Below are 22,070 nucleotides of genomic sequence, written 5' to 3' on the forward strand. Positions count from 1 at the left end.
GGGCTGGTGAACCAGGTGATTTTCATACCTAGAATTCAAGGCCGAAACGACGTCCGTTCCCATGCACAACCAGTGCAGAAGCAGTGCGCAACCACTGCATATCCGCTGCACAAGAGCGCTTTGGGGCTGCAATGAGCGGGGTAGGCGGCTGGACCGGACGGTCAGCGTCGGCGCTGCAATCCGCATTGCGGTTGAGCAATGAGAAATTCGCCGAGAAACTCGGAATCGGCGCGCGGACGGTCGCGTCCTGGCACCAGAAGCCGGACCTCCGCCCGCAGTCGGAGATGCAACAAGTCCTCGACACCGCGTATGAACGGGCCTCGGACGCCGAGCGGTCCCGCTTCGCCGAGCTGACCGGCGACGGGCCGGCCGCCCACACGAGGCCGGACACGAAGGAAGCCGACCGACGACTTGCCGCGGACCCCCACATCGGCGCGGCTCTTGAATGGCTCGACCAGCACGCCTATCGGAGCCCTGGCGCCGCGCGCCGTGCCGTCGCCGAGCAGGCGGCGCACGTCGACGCGCAGGAGGCGTACGCCCGGGCCACGCGCCGCGCGTGGGTCGACCAGCGCGCCGTGACCGACGCACTCGCCGAGTACTACGGCCGGCACCACGGTGACCACGGCTTGTACGCCGGAAGCTGCGGTGACCAGGCCGTGAACACCAGCATCCTGACCTGCGCTGATTGGCTCGACCTGGCGTGCGAGCTACGCCCGCCGCACGACGGGCTCAGGATCGCAAGCGCCCGGCCAGACCCGCGGGAAGTGCTGGACGAGCACGCGACGAATGCAGCGGTCAACCGGCTGGCTGAGACGGTAGCCATGAACACGCGTCTCATGAACGCGCCGCTCTACCGACTGCTGAGCACGGACATCCATGAACGCCACCTCGGCGGCACGTTCGGAGTGGACCACTTCGTCCACTACGCCCTGACGATGGACCTGCTCGAAGGCGAGTTGCTCGACGCGCTCGCGGCCGGCGACACAACGTCGCTGCCCCTGCGTGATCGCTACCTCCCAGACGTCGGCGCCGTCCTGGACGTCGGCGGCCGACTCTGCGCCGGCGGAGCCCTCGCCTTGACGGCCATCGCTCGGCCGGCCGACCCCTACCGCGGCGAAGCGGACTACGTGCTCTTGGTCCAGGAACGCTCCGGCCACGTACTCAACGCCACGCGCCGACTCGCCGTCATCCCGAAGGGCTTCCACCAGCCGCTCACGGACATACGGCGTGAAACACAGATCGGCGCCACCCTGCGCCGAGAGATGGAAGAGGAGCTATTCGGCAGGCCGGACGCTGACAACACCGTCGCCGACACGTTGACCGCGGACCCGATGCACCCGACCAGGCTCACGCAGCCGATGCGCTGGCTCCTCGCCGAACCCGGCCGGTTGCGCATGGAGTGCACCGGGTTCGGCCTGAACCTCGTGAGCGGGAACTATGAGTTCGCCAGCCTGATCGTCATCGACGACGAAGAATTCTGGACACGCTACGGCGGAGTGGTCGAAGCAAACTGGGAATCCGCGACTCTTCGTCAGTATTCGACTACTGATGCGGAACTCGTCACCGAGTTGTTGGGTGATGTAGCGTGGAGCAACGAAGGACTGTTCGCCATGACGCAAGGACTCCGACGCCTTGCGGAAATGGGCGGAAAGCGCGTGAACTGCCCGCGATCGAATGGGAGATAGGCCAGTGAGCGACGGTTGGACCGCCGGCAACGCCAACGAGGACGCGGCCGACACGCGCGGCTGGTTGGTCGGCCACTTCATCGACCCGTCGCAGGGCGTCCGAGCCTCCAAGGACGTCGAAGTCAAGTGGGCCAACCATCCTGCGGGGGACAAGCGCCCCGAGTGGACCTCCGACGATCAGCGAACAACGCTGGTGATGCTGATCTCCGGCGAGTTCCGTGTAGAGGTCACAGCTGGCGGCAAGATTATGACGCGTCAGGGTGACTACGTGATGTGGGGGCCCGGGGTCGACCATTCTTGGGAAGCGTTGGCGGATTCGGTCGTCCTGACGGTTCGCTGGCCTTCAGCAACCTAATTCGACGGCGGGAATCTTCACCCGATCACCGCCGACCTCGGCGAGTCGACGTAAACCCTGGAGAAACGCGAACAGTCCTTCGTTGCTCCAGTTTTCGTCACCGATTAGTTCCGTGACCAAGTCGCCGTCGAGCGTCGAATACTGCTGTAGCCCGGCTGCCTCCCAGTTCGCCTCCACGTCGCCACCGAACCGCGGCCAGAAGTCCTCATCCTCGATCACGACCAGGCTGGCGAACTCGTAGTTCCCGCTGACCAGGTTCAGGCCGAACCCGGTGCACTCCGTCCGCAGCCGTCCCGGCTGCTCGGTCAACCACCGCATCGGCGCGGAAAGCCTGGTCCGATGCATGGGATCGGCGACCCGGAGATCTCCGGCGGACCGGTCGACGTCCGTCCTGCCGAACAGCTCCTCCTCAAGCTCGCGGCGCAGGGTAACTCCGATCCGGGTGTCTGCCCGCCGGTCCGCGAGCGGCCCATGGAAGCTTTTCGGGATCACCGACAGACGATTGGCCGTGTTCACGACCTGCGCTGACCTCTTCTGCACCAGCAGCACGAAGTCGGCGCCACCACGGAACGGGTCCGCCGGCCGCGCGATCGCTGTCAACGCCAGCACGCCACCCGCGCAGAGACGGCCGGGCAGGTCGAGCACCGCGGACACGTCGGGCAGCTGGCGGTCACGGAGTGGCATGCGCCCTGGACGGGCGCTGCGACCGCTCGCCAGGTGCTCGATCAACTCGCGTTCCAGCAGGTCGACGCCGAGCGCGTATTCGACAAACGACGCGATCCCGACCTTCGCCCTCAGTGCTCCGGGCTGCGGGTCGACCTCGAGCAGCCGGTAGAGGGGAACGTCGGTGATCCGGATGCCGCCCGCTGCTGCGTCCGCGAGACGCTGCACCGCAGCTCGCTTATCGACCACCGCCGATGGCCTCGCTCTGCCACCCTCGAAGGTGGTGTGCTCGCTCGTGGGCGTCAGCGAGCAAGCGAGATCCAGCCACGCTGGCCGCGTAAGGACGCTGGTGGTCACCTCCACCTGACCGCAGCGCGCGACGTAGGGCCGGTGGTCGCTGGTCGGCGGCGCGTAGTAATCAGCCAGGGCATCCGCGATGACGCTTCGCGGCGGATTCGGCCGGTTCCGAGATGAGGCGGCTGCGCTCGCGTAGACCTGCTCACGGGCTCTGCCCAGCGGCCACCCGGCACGCCGATCGAGCCAAGTGAACACCGGCTCGAACGAGTCGTTGGGGTTGAACTCCCGCGTGACGGCGCTCGGACCGATCAGGGCCTGCAACTCGTCTCGTGAACGACCGAGCACGCTCGCGAGCTTCGGCCAGAGGTAGGGGAGTGGCACGTAGTTGCCGGCCTCCCAGCGAGCAACGGTCGACCGATCGACATGCAGCACCTCCGCCAGGCCCTCTTGGGTGAAGCCGGCGACCTTACGAGCTGAGATCAGCCCATTCCGACGTCGCCCTATGGGCATGACCAACCTCCAACCCTGCGTGACCAGATCAATGTAGCACCAGTAACTGCAGCTCAGACCGGCTAGTGCGACGTACGCGCCACACAACTGCCGCACTGCTGCTCTGGTCGTCGAATCTGACTCCCGTTTGACTGATTTCATCAGTCGCGAGGTCGAAGGGAGGGGACGTGACAGGCACTAGCTGCAGGTCGGTGCACTCGGCGCTCTACATCAGCTGGTACCGGTGCGTGCTCGACGGCCTGACGCACGCGGTCACGGACGACGAGTTCCTGCGCGGCATCCGCCTTCAGCAAGGTCGGTACCACTCCCTCTGCGGCCACGAAGTGCTGATTCACTCCTGCCTGGCACCGGCCGACCGTTCATGTCCGACGTGTCGTGAACTCGTGAACGCATCCGCCCGCGTCGCGGTGAGCCGACGATGACGCCGATCTCGCCCACATCGCGCACTGACCTCGACGCGCTGTTGCTCCAGCCGGTCCGCTTGTTCATCGCCTGCCTGCTGGCCGATACCAGCTGGCGTTCGCAACTCGCCGTTCAGCAGGCTTTGGGGCTTCCCACGCCCGACCTGGAACTGCACATCCAGTTCCTGCGCGCTGCTGGCTACCTCCAGTGCCGTGCCGAACCCCGCGAACTCCGCCTGACCCCGCTGGGTCTGAACCGGCTGCTGGAGCACATCGATGCGCTAAAGACGGTCGCGGCAACGGCTGGCGCTCTGGTAGCGGAGGTCCGAGCTGTGCTTTCTCCCGAGAGCCCGCCCTGACAGCAGGCCACCCAACGCCCGTCCTCAATCCGCAGCTCCCATGCGCGCACCTGCCGCCAACAGCCCTCAGCAAGGACCCGAAGATGCCCAAGCCGATCATCCGTCCGCCCGCGACTGTTGCTGTCAGCAGCAGCCTGCGCGACGCCCGCAAGCGCCGCGGAATTGGCCTGCGCAGGCTGGCAGAGAAGATCGGTGTTCACCCCGCCGTGCTCTCGGCGTGGGAGCTCGGCAACAGAGTCGCGCCGGAGACTGCCGTGGCATGGATCCTCGGGTACCTCCGGGTCGAGCCGGCCGAGTACGACCGGGTGATGGCGCTCGCCCGGCACGCCGGCGACGCGAACCTGGTCGACCAGTCTGACCCGCAACTGGGGCACCTGCTGTGGACGTACGAACAGCTCTCCAGCCGCGTCGTGGAGTGGGCACCCTCGTGCATCCCCGAGCTTCTCCAGACACGGGCGTATGCCGAACGAGCTGTCGACAAAGCCGTGATGCAGGACGACCGCAGGGACATGGATCTGCTGAGCCGCCAAGTCCGCCAGCAAGCACTGAACGACGGAAACCGTCGCTACGTGTTCGTGATCGCTGACCAGGCACTACACGGCATGGACGACCTAAACAGCGAGCAAATCGAGCACCTCCGCGCGGTGGCGCAGCTAAAACATGTGACTGTCCGGCTTCTGCCGTCAACGCAGACCGCGTTGAAGTCGTTCGGCGCCTTCACGCTCTTCGAGGATCGAACCGATCCGATCGCTGTGGTGCTCAGGCACCACCACTGCAACACCTACCTGACCGACCGCAAGGTCCTGAGCCGCTATCACGACACGTCAAAGACCCTTCTACGGCGCCCTTCCAATGAATCTTGGACTGCTGGCATCTTCCCTCCACCGACGCTGCTTCGAGAAGCGCCATGACTGCGGCGATCTACATCGACCCGCTCGCTATCCACCCGGTGATCGATGGCGAGTGGCATCGAACCCGCCTAACGGAGATCCCGGCACCCGGGCAAGTCATCACGATGCTCTGCGGAGTCTCCGGCGCCGCGGTATTCCAGCCATCCGGTGAGCGTCGACAGCGTCGGATTCCTCGACAGTGCGAACGTTGCGACGTCATTTATCGACGAGAGCAGGGAATCCCACCCCAGCGAGATCGGATAGGTCGTCCTTGAGCCCTTGACCGCAAACTGCAGCGAGACGTTCGGCGCTGGCGACTCGTCCCTTCGATCGCCGGCTGTGACATGTGGCCTGTCTCGGGGTCAAATCAGGCGCCACAGAGCCCATAAAGTGACGGCTGTGCTGGGTTCATATCAACCCGGCACAGCCGTCACGAGCGACATCTTCGCAGGTCAACCTGCCTCCTTGGCGTCACAGTGAAGGGGACGCCAAGACGGTCCGCGGGGACGGCTGTGACGGCCAGATACGTGATGCGTTTCGTGACGGTACGGCAAGCTCACCGCGCCATCGTCACGAATTTGGTCACGAACGGGGCAGCGGGATCAACATGACCGAACTGGTCTGCGCTGGCTGCGGCAAGCGGCTGACCTGACGCAGCAGACGGGATGCCTGGCGGCGTATCACGGCTCGGCGTACCGACAGCGCGCCGTCACGCTCGGCTCGCCGCCGATCCCGCAGTTACGAACTGTTGGCCTGGCTCGACCAGGCCGGACGGGCTTGGGCAACGCATTCCCGCTGTTACGTTCGGCGAGGATGCCCGCGCCGCGCTCGCCGAGTTGGCTGGTGGCGCGCTCCCGCTTGGTTACCTCGCCCCGCGACCGGCGCCAGCGCTGGGAGGTGCGGACGGCGGCAACATGGCTCGCCGTGCCTGGCGGACTGTGGTGCACGCGTCAAGACGCGCCAGCCGGTCTGCTACACGATGTCCGACGTCTGGTCGCGTAATCAAGATGCCAGCCTCGACGGTCGCTGCCCAGTACGACAGCAGTCTGACCGTTCGCACGGTCGCCGAGTTGAAAGCCTGTCCTACACCAAATCTACCGGCCGCCTTAGGTTTCGTAGCGTACAACTGCAATCGAGATGCGGCATCTCCAAGAAAGTACCAACGTGAGCGGCCAGGTTCAGACGTCTAGTAGTGTCTGAGGGCTCTGGTCCTCCGTAGATTCCGAGCCTCTTTGACGAGGCGGTTTACGCATCTCTGCTGGTGCCGGCAGGGCCCCCTCGCGCACCAGATCGTCGACAGTAATCAGAGGTTCCAATAGGACTTTTTCTAATAGTTCATTCTGTCTTGGCTCTAGTGCGACACATCGGCCAAGCACCTCAAGCATTTCGAAAAGTTCGTCTTCGAACTGTGCCGTCCAATGTATCGGGTTGATGTTGTCGAGGTCTGAGGTCCTGCGCTTGTAGCGGGGTGCTGCACGTCGGTAATCAAACCATTTTCCAAGTACATGCATGCCGCCAACGGTGTAATTCCACACGTCGCGTGGAACAGGGGCGATTCGGCCACAAATCTCTGAGGGGAGGTTGCTTCCTACAATTAAGGTTTCGGTGGCCTCGTCATACGTAACTTCGCTCGGCGCGAGCTGATCGGTTTCAGGAATCGGAGAAAGCAGGCGTGGGCGGTGGCATCTCGCCATTCTTGGTGGTCCTGGGGGGCGTTCCATTGAGGCGTCGACGAAGCGCTCGCCAAATGTGTGAATCCAGATCAGCTCTCGTCCGATTTGCACCCCTTCCCGCCATAGTTTGCGATCCAGGGTGAGGGGCACTCTGATGCCCGGCGTCTTAAGTTGCTCGTTGAATTTCCTGGTATACCCAGGATGAGCAACCGTAGCTGCTATGTAGGCCAGTAGATCCTCGGCAGTAATGGTTTCGCCGATAAACCTGGAAAGCAAGCTCAGTAGGTTGACTGAGCAGTTCGGTATCGTTCCTTCGTTATCGCGAAAAAGTGGTAGGACCCGACCGCCATGGTGTCCCATGAAGCAATCTACGTTCGGTACAAGAGATGAAAAAACAAGTCCGGGACCAGCTTTGACATGCTGCGTATGTTGCTCGCACGTATATATCTGTCGAGGACCTAGGCTTTGCCACAGCTCCGGACGCGGAAAGTCAATTAGCCTTCGGTCAAGAAGCAGGTGCTGCCGATCGAAGCTGCGAAAAGCCACTCTCACGGAAGTCGGAATGATCCTATCTTTTGCTACAGGCAGGCTTCCTGAGGGTACGCCGGGTTGACTTGGGTAACATCCAGATAATGTGCGATCGCGTGTCTCTTTGAATAATTCCCGTGCCCTGGACTCTTCCGCGTGCGTGAGCTGCTGCCACCGGTTTGAAAGCGTCTCCCTATCAGGAGCCCAGACCCAGTTTCGATTGGAAGTGACGCCGGGCTGCTGCCATGGGAAGATATCGCTCAGTGCAGGATATTGCTCCCAATTATCGTCGCCAGGGCGAAAAGCAGCATCCCAATCTTCGCTGCAAATCACCCACTGCCTACTCTTCAGAGTCACTTGGGACAACATCTGTAGCTTTTGTTCTTTAGTGCCGGCTATGGACATATGGTGTACGCGAGCTGACTTCTTTGGATTTGGCTTCCCTGAACGCATGAAGATGCCAATGCAGATAGGCTGTTGAGTTGCGGGAAAAATACGAGTGTTCACATCGGCTCGATGGTCTTCGGGAGACAGATCTATTATCCAACCTTCATCCGCGACCTGCCGTAAGTATCTTCGCATTCCAGTGTAGGACTGAGAGGTTAGGTATGCGCTTGGTGTAATCAGTGCAACTATCCCGGTCGGATCGTTTGCCTCGAAAGCCTTCCATGCGGCCCAGCGCCAAAAGAAGGTCCACATATTGTTCAAGTTGAAGGCTCTTCGTCCTTGGCCTGAGATTCGGAATTCATCGAGCGACGGCCTTGATCTTCCGGCATCCTTGCCGGGAGTCCGTTTCTCCTCTAGCCAAGGTGCTGCGCCTCTTGCCCTCTCGCGCCATGGAGGATTCCCTATGATAACCATCACTGGCACGTCTCTTTTTATCCGGTTTGCATTTTCTCTCGATAGTTTTAGTACCTCGTATAGCTGTCCGAAGTCCAGTGGCAGTTCATCTGGATTATCCAGGGCGTTAGTAAGAAAGCGGGGCTCGTCCTTGGGTAGTTCGACCTGATATCGGTTTCTCAAGGCACTGTGAAGGCGGAGTTCGGCGACGGCGAACGGAGCAGCTTGAATCTCAAAACCAGCGAGACGCTTTGCGAACATTTCGCGGATGTGGGCCGCTGGAACTCGCTTGGATCTGCGTTCCTCTTTAAGAGTATTCGCTGCAACTTCGAGGACCTCAGCAAGAAAAGTGCCGGCGCCCATTGCGGGATCGAGGACGACGACGTCATTTGAGGCGAATCCGCGGGCCTTGTGTAACTTTTTCTTAAGTATCTCGTCGACAAAGACTGCCATTGCTCGTGCTACTAATGCCGGCGTGTAGTACGTTCCGCTGTGGCGCCGAAGGCTCGGGTCATAATCTGCCAGAAACGTTTCGTAGAGATGTGCGTAGCTATCGTCATCTCGCAGACCGAGCGTAGACCAGTCGATTGCGCCTATTACCTGGACCAATGTGTCGACCACATTCAGATGATCGACCCACTTTGAATTTGCTAGTATCCCAAGAGCTTCACCGAGCAATGAATGCTGTTTTGCCAATTGTTCGGCAATTCCAGACGGCGAACGCCCGTCGAATGATATACCATCTACACGTGCTAAGAGTAGTGCAAATGTCACGGCTTGGGCATAAGAATCGGCGAAGGTTGCATCTTGCGTTTCAAGGTCCTGAATCGGAAATAGTATGTTCCGCCACTCCATTGCAAGCCGAGTGAAGGGTTTTCTTCCTGGGTGACTCTTTTCGTACTCTATAGTCTCGAGCACCTGCTCTCGCAGAAGGTGGCAGAGAGGGGCAACTTCTGCAATTACAGACCGGAGGCTGCTTGGGCGATCGGGTCGCCAACGCAAGAACTTCTTGACCAATCTTTCAAACGATTCGTCCTCAGGCGTGAGGCGCTGACCAGCGCTCGCCAGATCTCCACGAAGGCGACCCACGGGTGCGGCTAATACTCCCCTTTTGTATAGGGCCCATTCGTTTCCATCTGTGTAGATAATGTTGGGCAAAGCCTGTAGCTTCTCCCACTGTTCTCGATCGTGTTTGTCTGGTCGCCAGTTTTCGGGAGTTCGCTTGCCTGGCGACTTGAGTTCAATGTAGCCTATTCGGCCACCGGGGGAGTCGATCGCAATATCTGGCCTTGAACGTATCTCCGATATAGTGACCTCGTCGTGCACGACGAGACTAAAGCCCATGCTGGCGCCGATTTGTGAAACAAGGTTGCTAACGGGTGAGCGCAATCGGTCTTCTTTACGACCGTCTCCTCTCATGCGTGGCCCGAGTTCGATGCCGAATTGTGAAACGGCCTCATTGATTGTCGGCTTCCCAGGCCTGGAGGTCCCGTGTGATCGTCGTGAATCTGTCACGGCGCCCTCCTGGGTCGGGGTCGATCTATCATGATTGACGTTCACTTGTGCAGTTGGCAACGTCAAGATCCGCGAAAGGAAGGGAGGTAATCTTCGCCCAGATGGCCGTAAATCACATGGCTGTGATTTACTGCATGTGACCGTCGGTCATCTCTTGGCGGAATATCGATCAAGTTGGAGATATGCGCACGGGCCTGATATGCCGCCTTGTCTGAGGCGCGTTGATCTTACGATGGTTCAAAGGATAGCCTCGATCCTCTTGAGAATCGGTTTCCATGCGTCGGTTGCGTCGGAAGTTGCGCTTGCAAGCCCGTTTGCAGTCGACCCCCTACCGTGCGATGTGGTGAGAAATCACCATGCGAGCTGAACCTGGTGCCCGATACGTCCCTGAGACCTTGCTGCCGCCGCTGAGGCCAGCTGACACTGCCTAGCCTGTGCGAGTATCATCTTCTCAAGAAATTACGATATACCTGTCGTGAACACGTACAAGCGGGATGTGGGTAGTCGGCCAGCCGATGCCGGGAAGCTAACCCGTCTGATGAGCGAAGCGTGAGGACGGGTATGGACGACGACGCTCTACAATCTCTCCTGTCTCGCCTCGTCGTGGGACCTGCGTTCCTGCTGCTCGGGCAAGCGTCCGCAGCTTGGACGAGCCGTGCTGAGTTGTCCATGACGACACCGCCGCTGGGCAGTACCGCCGACGTGTACCGGCACGCTGCAGAGGTCTTCGCGGCTGCTGAGACAGCCGAGCAACTCGCGGACGTGGCAGGTTTTCCGTGGAACGGCGTCTTCACCTCACGGATCGATTCCGCACTTGAGCGGGCGTTTACTGCCAGCTGGCGTCGGGTCAGGTCTATCGGTGTGCCGCAGCTCGGACGGAACCCGCGAAGTGTGACCGATTTGCAGATTCGTCATCTTTTCGGGGGAATGTTCTTGCCGGAGGACGAGCGTCCACCATCCGATCTTGTGGCTGAAGTTGAGGCGACCGCCAGGGCAGGCGAGATCTTAGGTGTTCTAGCCGAGCGCCTGGTGACCCCTCGTGGGGTGGTGGTAATCGACGGCTATCAGGTCGATGACTGGCTGACCACCAAAGATCTTTATATTTTCTTGGCTAAGCTCGGGGCTGATCAAGCTCACCTGTTCTCCGCGACGCCAGAGTTACTGGAGGACAAGTTCGTTCACGCTGCCATCGAGCGTGGCCTTTTGCGCAGTCACCTCGACCCAGTCGGACTGGTTCTCCGAGAAGCCGAGGCTGCAGGCGAGCTAGACCTGTCATCGGCCGGGCGTGGAACCGGCGGCCGGAGGTTGATCCCGGCCGGCAAGGGTTTCGTTGAGCTTGACATCGGTATGTGGAATCAGGTGATTAGCACTGCAAGACCAATCGACACTAGCTTGCTGGAACCGTTCCCGTCTGCGTCGCCGCAGATCGACTATGAGCGTTTTCGGAACCTGATTGGCTACAGCGACGGGGCGCCACCGTTCAAGGCGGTAGCAAGTGGATACAAGCTTCGTCGCGACTTCGAGGATGTGCTACTGCAGCGCGTTACGCAAAATCTCAACGATCTTTCAACGCTTGATCCGATAATTGTGTCTGGACAGACGGCCACCGGGAAAAGTCTGGCATTATGCGGGTTGGCGTTAGACGTATCGCGGAGCGGGCAGGCCGCTGTGCTGCACCAGGCTAGGCGCGGTGACCGCCCCGCGGCGGCCGACGTTGAGCGGTTCGCGCTGTGGGCGGAGGAGGTGGCGGGCCTGCCGACCGTCTTCATCTGGGACGGCATGGTCGATGATGACGATTACTACTCGCTTCATAAGAAACTACGTGCACGCGGGCGCCGAGTCTTGATCGTTGGCAGCAGCTATCGCGTTCTTGGAAAGTCGACTCAAAATCTGATCGTCAGCGTTAATCTTTCGAGGAAAGAGATTAGAAGGGCTCGAAACTGGCTCGGCAGGTTCGGCCTAGAAATTACAAGCAAGGACGGGGGCAAGGTTGACTCGTCCTTCCTTGCAATTCTTTATCGCCTGGTACCTGATTCACAGTTCCGCATTCAGAGGGGGTTGACGAGGGAAGCCCGGCACTACGAGGCCGCGTTTGAACGATTGGCGAAAGAGAGCTCTCCCGATCGACACGGGTTGACCAGCCTAGCCCAGGCGCTGGCGGATGCCGGATACGACATCAACTCTCTTCGGCCATCCGAGCGCCCTCACGAGGAGTTGGTCGATCTATCGTTCTCGGACCGGAGTACTGCCGAGCAACTGACCGCCATCGTCCTAGTTGCTGGCAAGTGGGGCCTCACTGTCCCACTCGAGCTAGCTCTTCGGGTGATCGGGCGAGACGGCTGGAACAATCTAGCTGAAATTGTCTCGCGTTTTGACCTGTTCCGTTGGGAAGAGGATGACAACGGCGAGCAGGTACTCGGAGTTCGCACTCAGCTTGAGGCCGAGCTGCTCGCCAGGGAGGATCTCAGCACAGACGCGGAGATCAGCGTCATCTGTGAGATGATCGAGAATGTGCGTCCGGAATACTCCAAGTGGGGTGGGGTTGAAGTTGACTTCATAGTTACTCTTGTCGACAAGATTGGCCACAAGTCACCAGACGTCCCCCGGTACTCCTCGCACTGGCTGGATGTGGCTGTGGCGTTCAAGAATCTCCGTGAAAAGCTCGGCGGTGCGCACCACCGTCTAGTGCTTCTCGAGGCCAACTTGACCCGCGAGTTTGCAAAGCGGCAAAAAGGCGACCCTCAGAACGACCAGGCGGCACGTCTGGCTTTGTTGGTCGACAAGCAGCACCTTCTTGAGGAAACGATCGAAGATGTTGAGCTCACTGGCATAGCTAAGCGCAACCTCTTAGTAGAGCTCGGTGCAACTGTCGGTACGCAGGTGTACGAACAGGCGCCTACGGCGGACAGTGAGCACCTGTCGGCGTTGATGAAAGACGTCACAAGAACGCTGTTGGCTGCACGCCAGGTCGATCCTGAGAATTATCATCCGGTTGACGTAGTGGCGTGGACGACATCGAAAGCCTTAGAGAACGCGCAACTTGAGGACTCAGTTAAGGTTGACTTGTTGGCTAACGCGTTAGCGTCGTTGGACTCAGTGGATCCCGAAGTGCTAAGCCCAAGTGAGCGCGCCCACTACGATCTCCGACGGCGCGACATGGCACGGCTGCTGAAGGATCCGGTCGTGGAGCAAAGGCATCTGGATTCGTTGAAGTCGAACGATGACCCTGCTGCCTTCTACTTTCTCGCCCGGTTTGACGCGGAAAAGGGACAGGAGGGCAAGCGGGCAGCTGTGCGTAAACTCCTCGAAGCGCCGCTGGAGATTCGTGAGGACTGGCGGTGTTCTCGCTTGCTGCTCGACCTCTTCTGGGAGCTGAAAACTGGCAAGAAGTTCCTTCGTGGAGAGCGGGAAGCCTTGGCATTTTCTCAGCGCGACTGGCGTGAATGCGTTGAAGTTGTGCAGTCTGCATCGGCGGCCACGTCTTTTGACCAGTACCGATTGGAATTCCTGCACGGTCTTGCGCTCTTTCATCTTGGTCAATACCGTAAGTCGGACGCGGTTTTCCGAGAACTTGACCGTCGCACGGTGGAACTATCGTCGAGGGTTGTAGCTACCTATCTCGCCTCCACGGAAGACGGGAAACCGCAGCTATACAGCGGACGTGTCACTTGGACCTCACCAGACGGCCGTCGCGGCAAAGTTTGGCTGGACAAGCATGCTATCGAGGTGGCATTTCTGCCGAAGCGCTTCACAGTCTTTGAGCCCCCGCGACGTGGCGAAACTCTCCCTGACTTCCATATCGCCTTCAACATGCGCGGTGCCCTAGCGGATCCGGTGCGTGGGCTTCGCCGGCCGGATGGTGGGCAGCACCATGCGGGATGAAATCACGCGATTTGAGGCGGAACAAGAGCGACTTTCGCTGCACAAGTTGCTCTGTACCGGCGAGCCGCTGTCTGCCCTGCCGCGTGAGGTGCTGTCCGAGGCTGTCCATAGCCTTGCTGCCTTCAAGGCGCTCGTGTCGCAGCTATATGTGCTTTGGAAAGAAGAATGGGGGCGAGACGTGGGCTTCCTGATGGGAATAGCACGCCAGGCAACGCCGCGGGCGCAAAGCTTCGGACAGACGCTTACGCGAATCCGGACCGCCCATCAGCATTCTCCCGCCAAGCAGGATGTCTTAGCTCTCGCCAGTTGGTATAGCTCGGCTTGCGGCACCCAGTCACCGAGTGGGCCCGATGAGTGGACGACGTGCGCGAAAGAGTTGATCGTTGAGCTGACCGATGCGGTGTCCGAGTTAGCCGACGCGGCGATGACCGTGCAACAACGCGATCGCGACCGCCGTGCGTGGCAGGAGCGCGTCGCCGAAAGCGTCCGATCGGCCGTCGTTAGGGTTGCGACCGATCTCGGCCTGCGGCTTTCGGAGAGCCAAATCGACTACCACAAGCGACAGGTCGATGGCCGGTGGCGCAACTGGCAGGTGCCCAGTGGCCGGGATGCGCGCTCGGAGCTGGACTCACTGGTTGAACGGAGTCTGATGGCTCAGTCGCCTCGGCTGCCATGTGACCATCTTGAAGTGTTGCGTGAGCTGGAAGTTATAGGCTCGCCCTCGGCTTTCGCGGGCATTCAGCTCGCGCACGCTGTTGCCACCGTCTCCCGAACGAGAGGGGCAGCCTTTCTGAAGCTGGTCGTTGCGACATGGAGCAGTGTACAGCCGACGGGGCCTAAAACTTCGCGCCAGTGAGGCGGTAGCACACCGTTGCCTGTCAGAGTGGTACTCGCTCTGAGCGTCCGCAGGCAGTTGGGCTCGCTTTTGGAGTTGCCCCGTGGGGCCGGATGGGTAAGTCGCGCTGATCAGTTATAGAAGGGCTGCGTGGGTGTCGAGGTTCTGAGCTAGGCGGCCGACGGTTGTCTGAAGGCCGCCGCGCGTGCCGCTCGGCTGGGCATCGCTGAGCGTGTATAGCACGGGGGACCCTCCATGATTGGCCCTCGACCCGTGACAGGGGGCTTCGTCGACTCTTGGTCGCTTATTCGAGGAGTTTCTTAGAGGCTAAGGGTTGTTTCCATCGAGCAAGATCGTCCTCGGACACCCTGTGCGTTCAAGTCCCCGGTGACACATCGCGGTCGGCCTAGCCCCGCGTTGGTCCCTTGTGTGCGGTGAATCGATTCTCATCGGAGGAGAGCGCAAGTCGCGCAGCTTGCTCGGTAGTTGTTTGCCGAAGATTGCTTAAACGCTAGGCGTCGCATCAGGGGCTTCTCCGTCCTGGGTTCCGTCGTCCCAGTCGACGGTCCGCCGGTACTCGGGGTGGTTGCGATCCATCAACGCCGCCAGGTGAACCGGCGCCGGATAGCTCGTTCGCCCGTCCCAGGACACCGCGTGGTCGCACAGCCGCGCCGCTGCGACGGCGTAGCGTTGCGGGTCCGAGTCCGATCCGACGACCATGATCTCGGTGCTGGTGTGGGCATACCACGGGTGCTTGCCCGTTTCCGCGTCCGTGGACCAGCGCCCGCTGTCGAGGCCCGCTCGGCTGTGCCGTCCGCCGCCGGCGAACTGACGAGGGATGTTGGCCAAGATCCACGTGTTGGCGGAGACCGAACCGTCGAGCCGGTACAGCGACCGTGTCGTCTTCACGGTGCGCGGGTCTTTTCCCGCCTCGGCAGCGGGTTTGCGCACCTCGACCGGACGTGGCAGGTCGCGCGTTCCCGACGTGACGCGGACGACGGCTCGCGGCCGATGCCCGAGCGCAGGATCCCAGCCGGGCAACGCCGGTCGCCCGCCGACCCGGCCCGCGGCGTCTGGTTCGACGTCGAGGTTCTTGTTCGCCAGCAGCGGCCACAACGAGCGCGAGCTGTCGCCGGAGATCATCACCACGTAGCCCGCACCGGTGGTCACGTGCGGGCGCAGCTGACCAAGTGCGGTGTCGATCGCCGCGACGAGGCCTTCGTCCTGCCGCTTGCCGCCAGGCAGCGGCTGGGCGCGGAACGCCGTGTTCGCGATGAAGTAGTCCTGCCACCCGGTTCCCCTGCCGGTCTTCGGGTGCGGCGAGAATTGATAAGCGAGAGTCCGCCAGTGCTCCCCGTCGGGAATCATGGCGACGAGCGACCAGCTGAGCTTCGGTGCGCCCTTGGTCCAGGCCGCCCCCCGCTGTGCTCGCACGTGCAGGCCGACGTAAGTGACTGGATCAGTCGTCCCGAGGCTGCCCGAGGCCAGCGCAGCGGTCAACCTCGGGTGAACCAGACCAGCGGCCCGCAGCAGGTCGGCCACCGCGTTGTTGCCCGCATGGTCTTTCGCCGGATCCTCCGCGCCCTCGGCCGTCGCGAGGAACTGGGCCAAGACACCGCGCTCGGCGAGCATCCGGCTGACCACCGGCTTCGCGTCCTCGTCGATCGGCCGGCCGTCGTACTCGGTCTCACACAGCGCGAGAACCCGCGTCCCATCCAGAGCGACGAGGTGCGGGACCTGATGGAGTGCCGCGGCTCGCTCGCGGTGCCCGCTGCCGTGGGCCAGCAGCGAGGCCGCATGGTGAAACGCGACTTCGACGTGTGCGCCGGCTTCGACCACCGTGTCCTCCGGGACACCCTCCGAGAGGTCTGGCCGGGCGAAGTGATGGGCCAGCAGCCGCTGCAGCCGAGCGCGCGTGCGCTGGGTGCGGTAGAGCGCCAGGACGCGCAGCCGCTCGCCGCCGGAGGCCTTGATGATCGCGGGCAGTCCGCTCTCGTCGAGCAGAGCCGCGTCCCGGCCTGCGGTGACGACCCGCTTGGCTTGCCCGGAGAACCGGTGGCCCCGCACTTCGCAGGCGGTCACGTTCGGCACCTCGAACGCTTCCGCGGCGTGGCGGCTCAGTTCGCGCACGGTGTACATGCCCACGCCGCGGCCGATCGGGAACCGGACCGATTTCGGCACCAGGGCCCGCAGCCGTCCCGGGACGCCGGCGAGGTCGAGGTCACCGGGCTCGAGCAGGTTCTCGCCGCGGAGACGATGCGACACCGACAAAGCGATGCCGCTCGTCACCTCGATCCTGGCGCCGCGGCCCTCCATGGTGAGGCAAAGCAGTGGGTCGTCGCCGCGGCGCGGTGCCAACCAGGCACTGCGGGCGCCTCTGAGCCACCGGCTCAAGCGCGACACCGACGGGTCGACCACCACGACCGGGGTCCGGACACCTGGCAACGTCTTCATGACCAGCCGGACTCGTAGTGCCGCGTAGCAGAGCTCTCCACCCTCCTTCCAGGCGCTGGACCACAATGCCTGGTGCGTCCAAACCACCAGATTTCCGTCGGTATCCATTCGCAACGGTATCTCGCGGCCGTCTACCCGCCACGGCACGCCAGCCAACCTGCGAGCACACTCCCACGTGGCAGCGTCGTAAACCCAGTTCGGCGCGTCGGGCTGGTCACCGACGTGGTGCACCTGCTCGGCGAGCGACACCTGCTCAACCGGGCTGTCGGCGACGAGGTCCGCCAGCTCGCTCGGGTAGTCGAAGACGATCTCGTCATCAGGTACACCGAGCACCGCCTGCTCCCACAGCACGAAGGCGTCGTGGATGTCACGCCGGTCCAGAGGCGCGCTCGAAACGAGCCGCTGTGGTGCCTCGTGTTTGCTGGCGGGAAACAGGTTCACGCAGGCGCCGCTGTAGCCGCGCAGTGCCGTGGCCAGACCCGAGTAGGGAAGATTGACGTTCGCGCGCACCCTTATCCGGTAGCGGGCCTGAAGCCGGCTCCACGCATCGTCGACGCTGCCCGGCAGCCGGTAGACGTGCGCTGTCCCGTGCAGCACCTCGGTGAGCGGATAAGCCAGCAGGGAAAGCCTCTTGTCGCCGGTCATGGCCGGACCTCCTCGACGCCGATCCCGGCGAAATCCAGCCAGGAAACAAGTGTCGAGCCGTAAATGCGGCGGAGCTCCCGCTGTTCGACCGGCTTGAGGTCTTCGTGGTAGTAGCGAAGGAGGCCCGGGATGTCCGTGCCGTACTTGGGGTCGTGGAACGCTCCGTCCGTGAGGTACAGCTCCACGGGAGTACCGCCACGCCGTGCCCGGCCCGCCAGCTGGATCATGTCGACGAGCATCCCGGCGACCACCTCTGCCTTGAGCGTCCGGTTCAGCCTGCTGAACCGTGGATCACTGGTGAGTATGCGGAACAGTCGTGAGAACGCGCGTCTGCGCTGCTCGGCCCACGTCGCCACCGGATCGACTCCAGGGCGGCTCTCGCCCAGAGCGTGTGCGTTGACGCTGGCGAACATCTCCGCGGAATCGGTCAGCTGGGTCGGTGGGCGCACGCAAACCCACACCGAGGCCAGGGCGGAGCGCTGGTCGTCGGGCACCAGGATGTTGAGACCCCGAGCCACGAGGCTCAGCGGTGCGATGCACACCTTGACCTCCGGGTGCAGTTCCGGCAGGGACTCCAGTTCGTCGATGGTCAGCGTCACGACTTCGGTGGGGAGTACCACCGATGACGGGGAGCCACTCCGGGGAACGATGACCGCCAGCCAGCCATGATCGGGTATCCGGCTCGCGATCCCGGCGGCGAGCAGCGCGGCGTGGCGGTAGGAGTTGCCGACCAGCATGCACAGCTCGCGGTCCGGATCGGTGGCGGCCAGCAGTTGCAGGTGCTGGTCGAGGTGCTGGTCCCAGAGGAACTCACCGAGCTCGCGGATCGCCGCCGGTTTCCCCGACTCCCCGCGGCCGCCGATCCGGATGGTCTCGGTGCGAGCGTCGAGGGCTTGGCCGGCCCTGGTCGTGAAGGCGCCCGGCTTGGCGTCGGTCATCGCGTAGGTGACATGCGTCCGGATGTGCTCGCGAGCGGCGCCGGGGAAGTACGCCGTGGCGGACAAGCCGAGCACCGGCCGTTCCACAGCCGCCGCGGCAAGAGCGACCGTACCGCCCAGCTGGACGACTGTGGTGTGCGGGTCGCCTCCCACCGCCTGCACGGACAGGATCCCGCCGGGCCGGGGGTCCTCGACCCGCTCGATCCGGAACCCGAACAGTAGGTAGCCCAACGGCCCGTACGGGATCGCCTGGTGCTGGGCCACGGTCCCCAGCTGCTCGGCGAGTGCCCGTGCGGCAGGCATCTCGGTTCCCGGGGCGGCGACGGCGAAGGTGAGCCGGGTCAACGCCTGGTGCAGCGCGCCCAGCCAGGTGCGCACCAGCAGCGCATTGATCACGTCGCGGCGGTCATCCGGCGACGCGACGTGCTTGGTGAGCACCTCGTGGAGCCGGTGCCGAACCTCCTGGATGCGATCTTGGCCGCTGTCATTGCTGACGGCCGAGGCCAGAAGATCGGCGACTTTGCCCAGCCACGCCGGCAACTTGGTGCCACCGCTTCCACCGGTGTCCGGGAACAACGTGTTGAACTGCTGGTAGACCTCGGCCGGTACGTCGTCTTCGCTGCTTTCGGCTATTCCGAACAGGTGTGTGAGAAGCATCCGGTCGCGTGAACCGGGGAGGTGCCACCCCGAGTCGACGCTGTCGGGCGCGGACCTGCGCGAACGAGGAGCGGCTGGGCGCTCGTCGCCCAGCCATAGCTCGCCTTCCAGGACGTAGTTGAGGAACTGGTCGGCCAGGAACCGGGTGCGTGTGAGCGGTGGCACGACCGCGCGGTCTTCGGCCGGCAACAGCATGCTCCGTTCGGTGTCCAGCCGGACGAGCGGGAGCTCGGTCGTCGTCCCGCTGGCCGCGAGCTTGAGTTGCCGGGCACCCGCGTCGAACATGTTGCTCTGCAGCAGGTCCACCTCGTCGACCAAGAGCACCGCGCAACGGCGCAGCAGGAACTCTCGCACCGGCAAGCGGTTGAGATCGACCCCGTCGACCCGCACCGGAACGGGCACGCTGCCGTCGACGAAGTTGTGGTGGTTGGTGACGATGATGTCGGCGGACGCCGCCTCCCGGAGACCCTGGTGCCGGCCGCACACACCGAGGTACGGGCAAGCGTGCCGGGGCGAGGGTTGTCGTTTGCGCTTGGGATCAGGCTGCTCGACCGTGGGACGCAACCCGGTGCACGGCTCGTCGGGGGCAAGGGGCTGCGGCCCGTCGACCACCAGGGCCGTGAGTGCGCAGCCGTAGCCCAAGGCGTCGAACCGGTCCCACTGTCCGCGCTTGGCCGCGTGCTCGGCCTTCTCCGCGAGGCGCCGGGGCGACACCAGTGCTCTACAGCTCCGAGGTGACTGCAGGACCTGAAGGTCCTCGGTGATCTTGCCGGCGGTTTCCATGGCTTCGTGGACAGTGCCGACCACGATCGCGACGGGAATGCCGGAACGGGCCAAGTGCTCGGCGAGAAGCCTGATCAAGACGGATTTGCCGACTCCGGTCGGTGCGTTCAGGAGCCGGGTTGTGCCGGACCGCAGCAGAAGCTCGGTCACTAGGACGTCCTCGTCGTCACGCAGTCCGGCGAACAGCTCCCGGAGGACCTTTTCCTGCCAGTTTTCCTTGCCACGGCCTTGTGCGATCTCCGCGGCCAGTTGCAGCAGTTGCTCGGGCTTGACCGCCCAGTCGGTCAAGGGAGGCGTGGTGTCGAGGGTGATCGGGTCGACAGCGGCGTTCGCCACCGCAACTGTCAGCTCCACAATGGACTCTCCGCGCCAGCCGAACGTCCACCTGCCCGGTCCCGCCACGGGCAGCGGGCTCCTGTTCTGCGCGTACTTGTCCTCGGCTTCCCGCACCAGATGTGCGGCAAGATCTAGCGGGCGCTGTCCATGCCGCGCCACCACTGTCACGATCTCGTCGTCGGGAACGTCGTCCGGGCCGGCGTACGGGCTGTCGGGGTCGGTGCACAGGGCACGCGCGGCCTCGAAGAACCGGCGAGGTGCCCCGATTTCGTTGGGCCTGATCCGTAAGAACCGTCCCACCAGGCGCTTGGTGGCCTCCGGCTGCCCGGCCCAGGCACGCCACAGGTCGAGCCGTCCCCCGGCGATGAGCGCGGCCGCGTCCAGGGGCACGGTCATCCGGTCGTCGGGGCCTGGAAACCCGAAGAACTCCTCGGCGAGCGCACAGGCGATCTGGGTGGCGATGCCGCTCGGTGTGGTGGTCATGCCGACACCGTCGCAGCGTCGTCGAGCTCGGCCAGGAAGCCCTTGACCGTGGCGGCCCGGTACCCGGAGCCACCGATCATGTGCTGTAGCAGGTCCAGGCTCGAGCGCTGGTGGTCGGGAACGACGATGACCAGGTCCGGTGCCGCGGGACGGGTGCCACGCAACGCCTCGCCCAGAGCGACGGGAGATGCCCACGCCTTCGCGTCCACGCGCCACGACTGGCCGCCGAGCTCGATCGCGAGATCGTAGCGATCGCGGTGCGGCCACATCTCCACGTCCGCTCCCAGGCCGAGTGCGTTATCCCGGATCCCGCATTCCAGTAAGCCGGGCAAGGTCACGTATCGCCAGACGACGCGAGTCACTGCCAGCGACTCCTTCGTGGCGGGCTGCGCGGGCACCGGCCGGGCGCGTTCGCCCGCGGGTTGCAGCTCGGGTGCCTTGTCCGCGCGGTTTTCGACCCGGCAGGTGTACGTCACTCCGTGGCGAGCGTGCGCCTCGCAGCGGACGTCCACGATCGGGCCCTTTCCGAGCACCCGCATTGGCCACCGGCAATCCGGGCATGCGAAGAACCAGCCGCGTACCTGCCGCCACGGGCAGTCCGCGACGGGTTCGTAGAACTGGGGCAGCAGGCTGTCCCAATCGCGGCGCAGTGTCCGGAGGTCGCCGACCGGCTGCTCGACGAGCTGGGCACGCCGCCGCACGTAGTCCGCCTCGGTGAACCTGCGCAATACTTCGTAAATTCGCCGTTCCTCCTGTTCGGAGGCCATCCGGTCCCACGGCCAGAGCTGATCGAGTGCTGCCGACGGCACCAGGAACTCGGCGCACAAGTCCTCGGCCTCGTCGGTGAACCGGCCGTCCGCGTCGAGCAGCACGACTTCCGCGATGCCGCTGGTGTCCACGTCGCGGGGGAGCAGGGCCCCCACCGGTTCGCTCAGCCCGGTGCGGAATCGGGTCATGGAAGGAGCTTGGCCAAGGGGGTGCGTCGCGGTGAGCACGCCGAGGCAGGTCATCAATGCGCGCGCCTTGCGGTCCCCCGGGAGATCGGGGTCGCCGAGTACTGCCGCCGCGAGGCAACAGGCCGTGATCGCCCGGTCGCGGCGAGGATCCGCAGGGGTGGTGGTCAGCGGATCGGTTGCGGCCAGGACATCCTTCACGAACACGACCTTCCTCGGGATCGTCGATGAGCGATGTGATTTCGGCGAGGAGCCCGTCGCACGACCGAAAAGGAAACTCGGACGATGCGGCACCGGCGCGGTGATCGGCAGCAAAGCACAGGACGACGCCGTGGTCAAATCTGCTGACCTGCACCGACCAGTCAAATACATGACATTTCCAGGACAC

11 protein-coding genes are annotated in these 22,070 nt (G+C 63.2%); 6 read left to right on the forward strand and 5 right to left on the reverse strand.

The window, feature by feature from the left end; all coding sequences use genetic code 11:
- The first annotated feature begins 131 nt into the window (after positions 1 to 131).
- Together AB0J55_RS00635 and AB0J55_RS00640 are read left to right on the forward strand one after the other, a co-directional pair.
- Positions 132 to 1,685 (forward strand): transcriptional regulator, encoded by a 1,554-nt coding sequence (locus AB0J55_RS00635; protein WP_364240710.1) that lies wholly within the window; start codon positions 132 to 134, stop codon positions 1,683 to 1,685.
- Between the two features lie 4 nt (positions 1,686 to 1,689).
- Positions 1,690 to 2,040, forward strand: a complete 351-nt coding sequence (locus AB0J55_RS00640; RefSeq protein ID WP_364240713.1) for a signal peptidase I — start codon at positions 1,690 to 1,692, stop codon at positions 2,038 to 2,040.
- Here the strand turns inward: AB0J55_RS00640 and AB0J55_RS00645 are convergent.
- Positions 2,029 to 3,510 carry a helix-turn-helix transcriptional regulator gene (locus AB0J55_RS00645; protein ID WP_364240716.1) on the reverse strand — a complete coding sequence of 494 codons (1,482 nt, stop codon included), beginning with the start codon at positions 3,508 to 3,510 and terminating at the stop codon, positions 2,029 to 2,031. The genes AB0J55_RS00640 and AB0J55_RS00645 overlap by 12 nt on opposite strands.
- A gap of 418 nt (positions 3,511 to 3,928) precedes the next feature.
- On the opposite strand from AB0J55_RS00645, the gene AB0J55_RS00650 reads away from it, so the two are divergent.
- Together AB0J55_RS00650 and AB0J55_RS00655 are read left to right on the forward strand one after the other, a co-directional pair.
- Complete coding sequence (locus tag AB0J55_RS00650) at positions 3,929 to 4,270, forward strand: MarR family transcriptional regulator (RefSeq protein WP_364240719.1); 342 nt, start codon at positions 3,929 to 3,931, stop codon at positions 4,268 to 4,270.
- Between the two features lie 83 nt (positions 4,271 to 4,353).
- On the forward strand, positions 4,354 to 5,181 hold the full coding sequence (locus AB0J55_RS00655; protein WP_364240722.1) for a Scr1 family TA system antitoxin-like transcriptional regulator: 828 nt from the start codon (positions 4,354 to 4,356) through the stop codon (positions 5,179 to 5,181).
- Between the two features lie 1,157 nt (positions 5,182 to 6,338).
- On the opposite strand, the gene AB0J55_RS00660 is transcribed toward AB0J55_RS00655, so the two are convergent.
- On the reverse strand, positions 6,339 to 9,527 hold the full coding sequence (locus tag AB0J55_RS00660; protein ID WP_364240724.1) for a type ISP restriction/modification enzyme: 3,189 nt from the start codon (positions 9,525 to 9,527) through the stop codon (positions 6,339 to 6,341).
- A 750-nt stretch (positions 9,528 to 10,277) separates the two neighbouring features.
- Here AB0J55_RS00660 and AB0J55_RS00665 point away from each other — a divergent pair.
- Together AB0J55_RS00665 and AB0J55_RS00670 are read left to right on the forward strand one after the other, a co-directional pair.
- On the forward strand, positions 10,278 to 13,598 hold the full coding sequence (locus AB0J55_RS00665) for a hypothetical protein (protein WP_364240726.1): 3,321 nt from the start codon (positions 10,278 to 10,280) through the stop codon (positions 13,596 to 13,598).
- Positions 13,555 to 14,454 carry a hypothetical protein gene (locus tag AB0J55_RS00670; RefSeq protein ID WP_364240729.1) on the forward strand — a complete coding sequence of 300 codons (900 nt, stop codon included), beginning with the start codon at positions 13,555 to 13,557 and terminating at the stop codon, positions 14,452 to 14,454. The genes AB0J55_RS00665 and AB0J55_RS00670 overlap by 44 nt, the downstream gene beginning before the upstream one ends.
- A gap of 483 nt (positions 14,455 to 14,937) precedes the next feature.
- On the opposite strand, the gene AB0J55_RS00675 is transcribed toward AB0J55_RS00670, so the two are convergent.
- Genes AB0J55_RS00675 through AB0J55_RS00685 form a run of 3 tightly spaced genes read right to left on the reverse strand, consistent with a single transcriptional unit; the run spans position 14,938 to position 21,883 of the window.
- Positions 14,938 to 17,532 carry an RNaseH domain-containing protein gene (locus tag AB0J55_RS00675; RefSeq protein ID WP_364240732.1) on the reverse strand — a complete coding sequence of 865 codons (2,595 nt, stop codon included), beginning with the start codon at positions 17,530 to 17,532 and terminating at the stop codon, positions 14,938 to 14,940.
- A complete protein-coding gene (locus AB0J55_RS00680; protein ID WP_364240735.1) occupies positions 17,529 to 20,729 on the reverse strand; it encodes a hypothetical protein in 3,201 nt (1,066 codons plus the stop codon). Before AB0J55_RS00680 ends, AB0J55_RS00675 begins: the two co-directional genes overlap by 4 nt.
- Entirely contained in the window at positions 20,726 to 21,883 is a 1,158-nt protein-coding gene (locus AB0J55_RS00685; RefSeq protein WP_364240738.1) for a hypothetical protein, read from the reverse strand. Before AB0J55_RS00685 ends, AB0J55_RS00680 begins: the two co-directional genes overlap by 4 nt.
- Positions 21,884 to 22,070 lie beyond the last annotated feature (187 nt).

Source organism: Amycolatopsis sp. NPDC049688, assembly GCF_040674975.1.
Taxonomy (GTDB): Bacteria; Actinomycetota; Actinomycetes; order Mycobacteriales; family Pseudonocardiaceae; genus Amycolatopsis.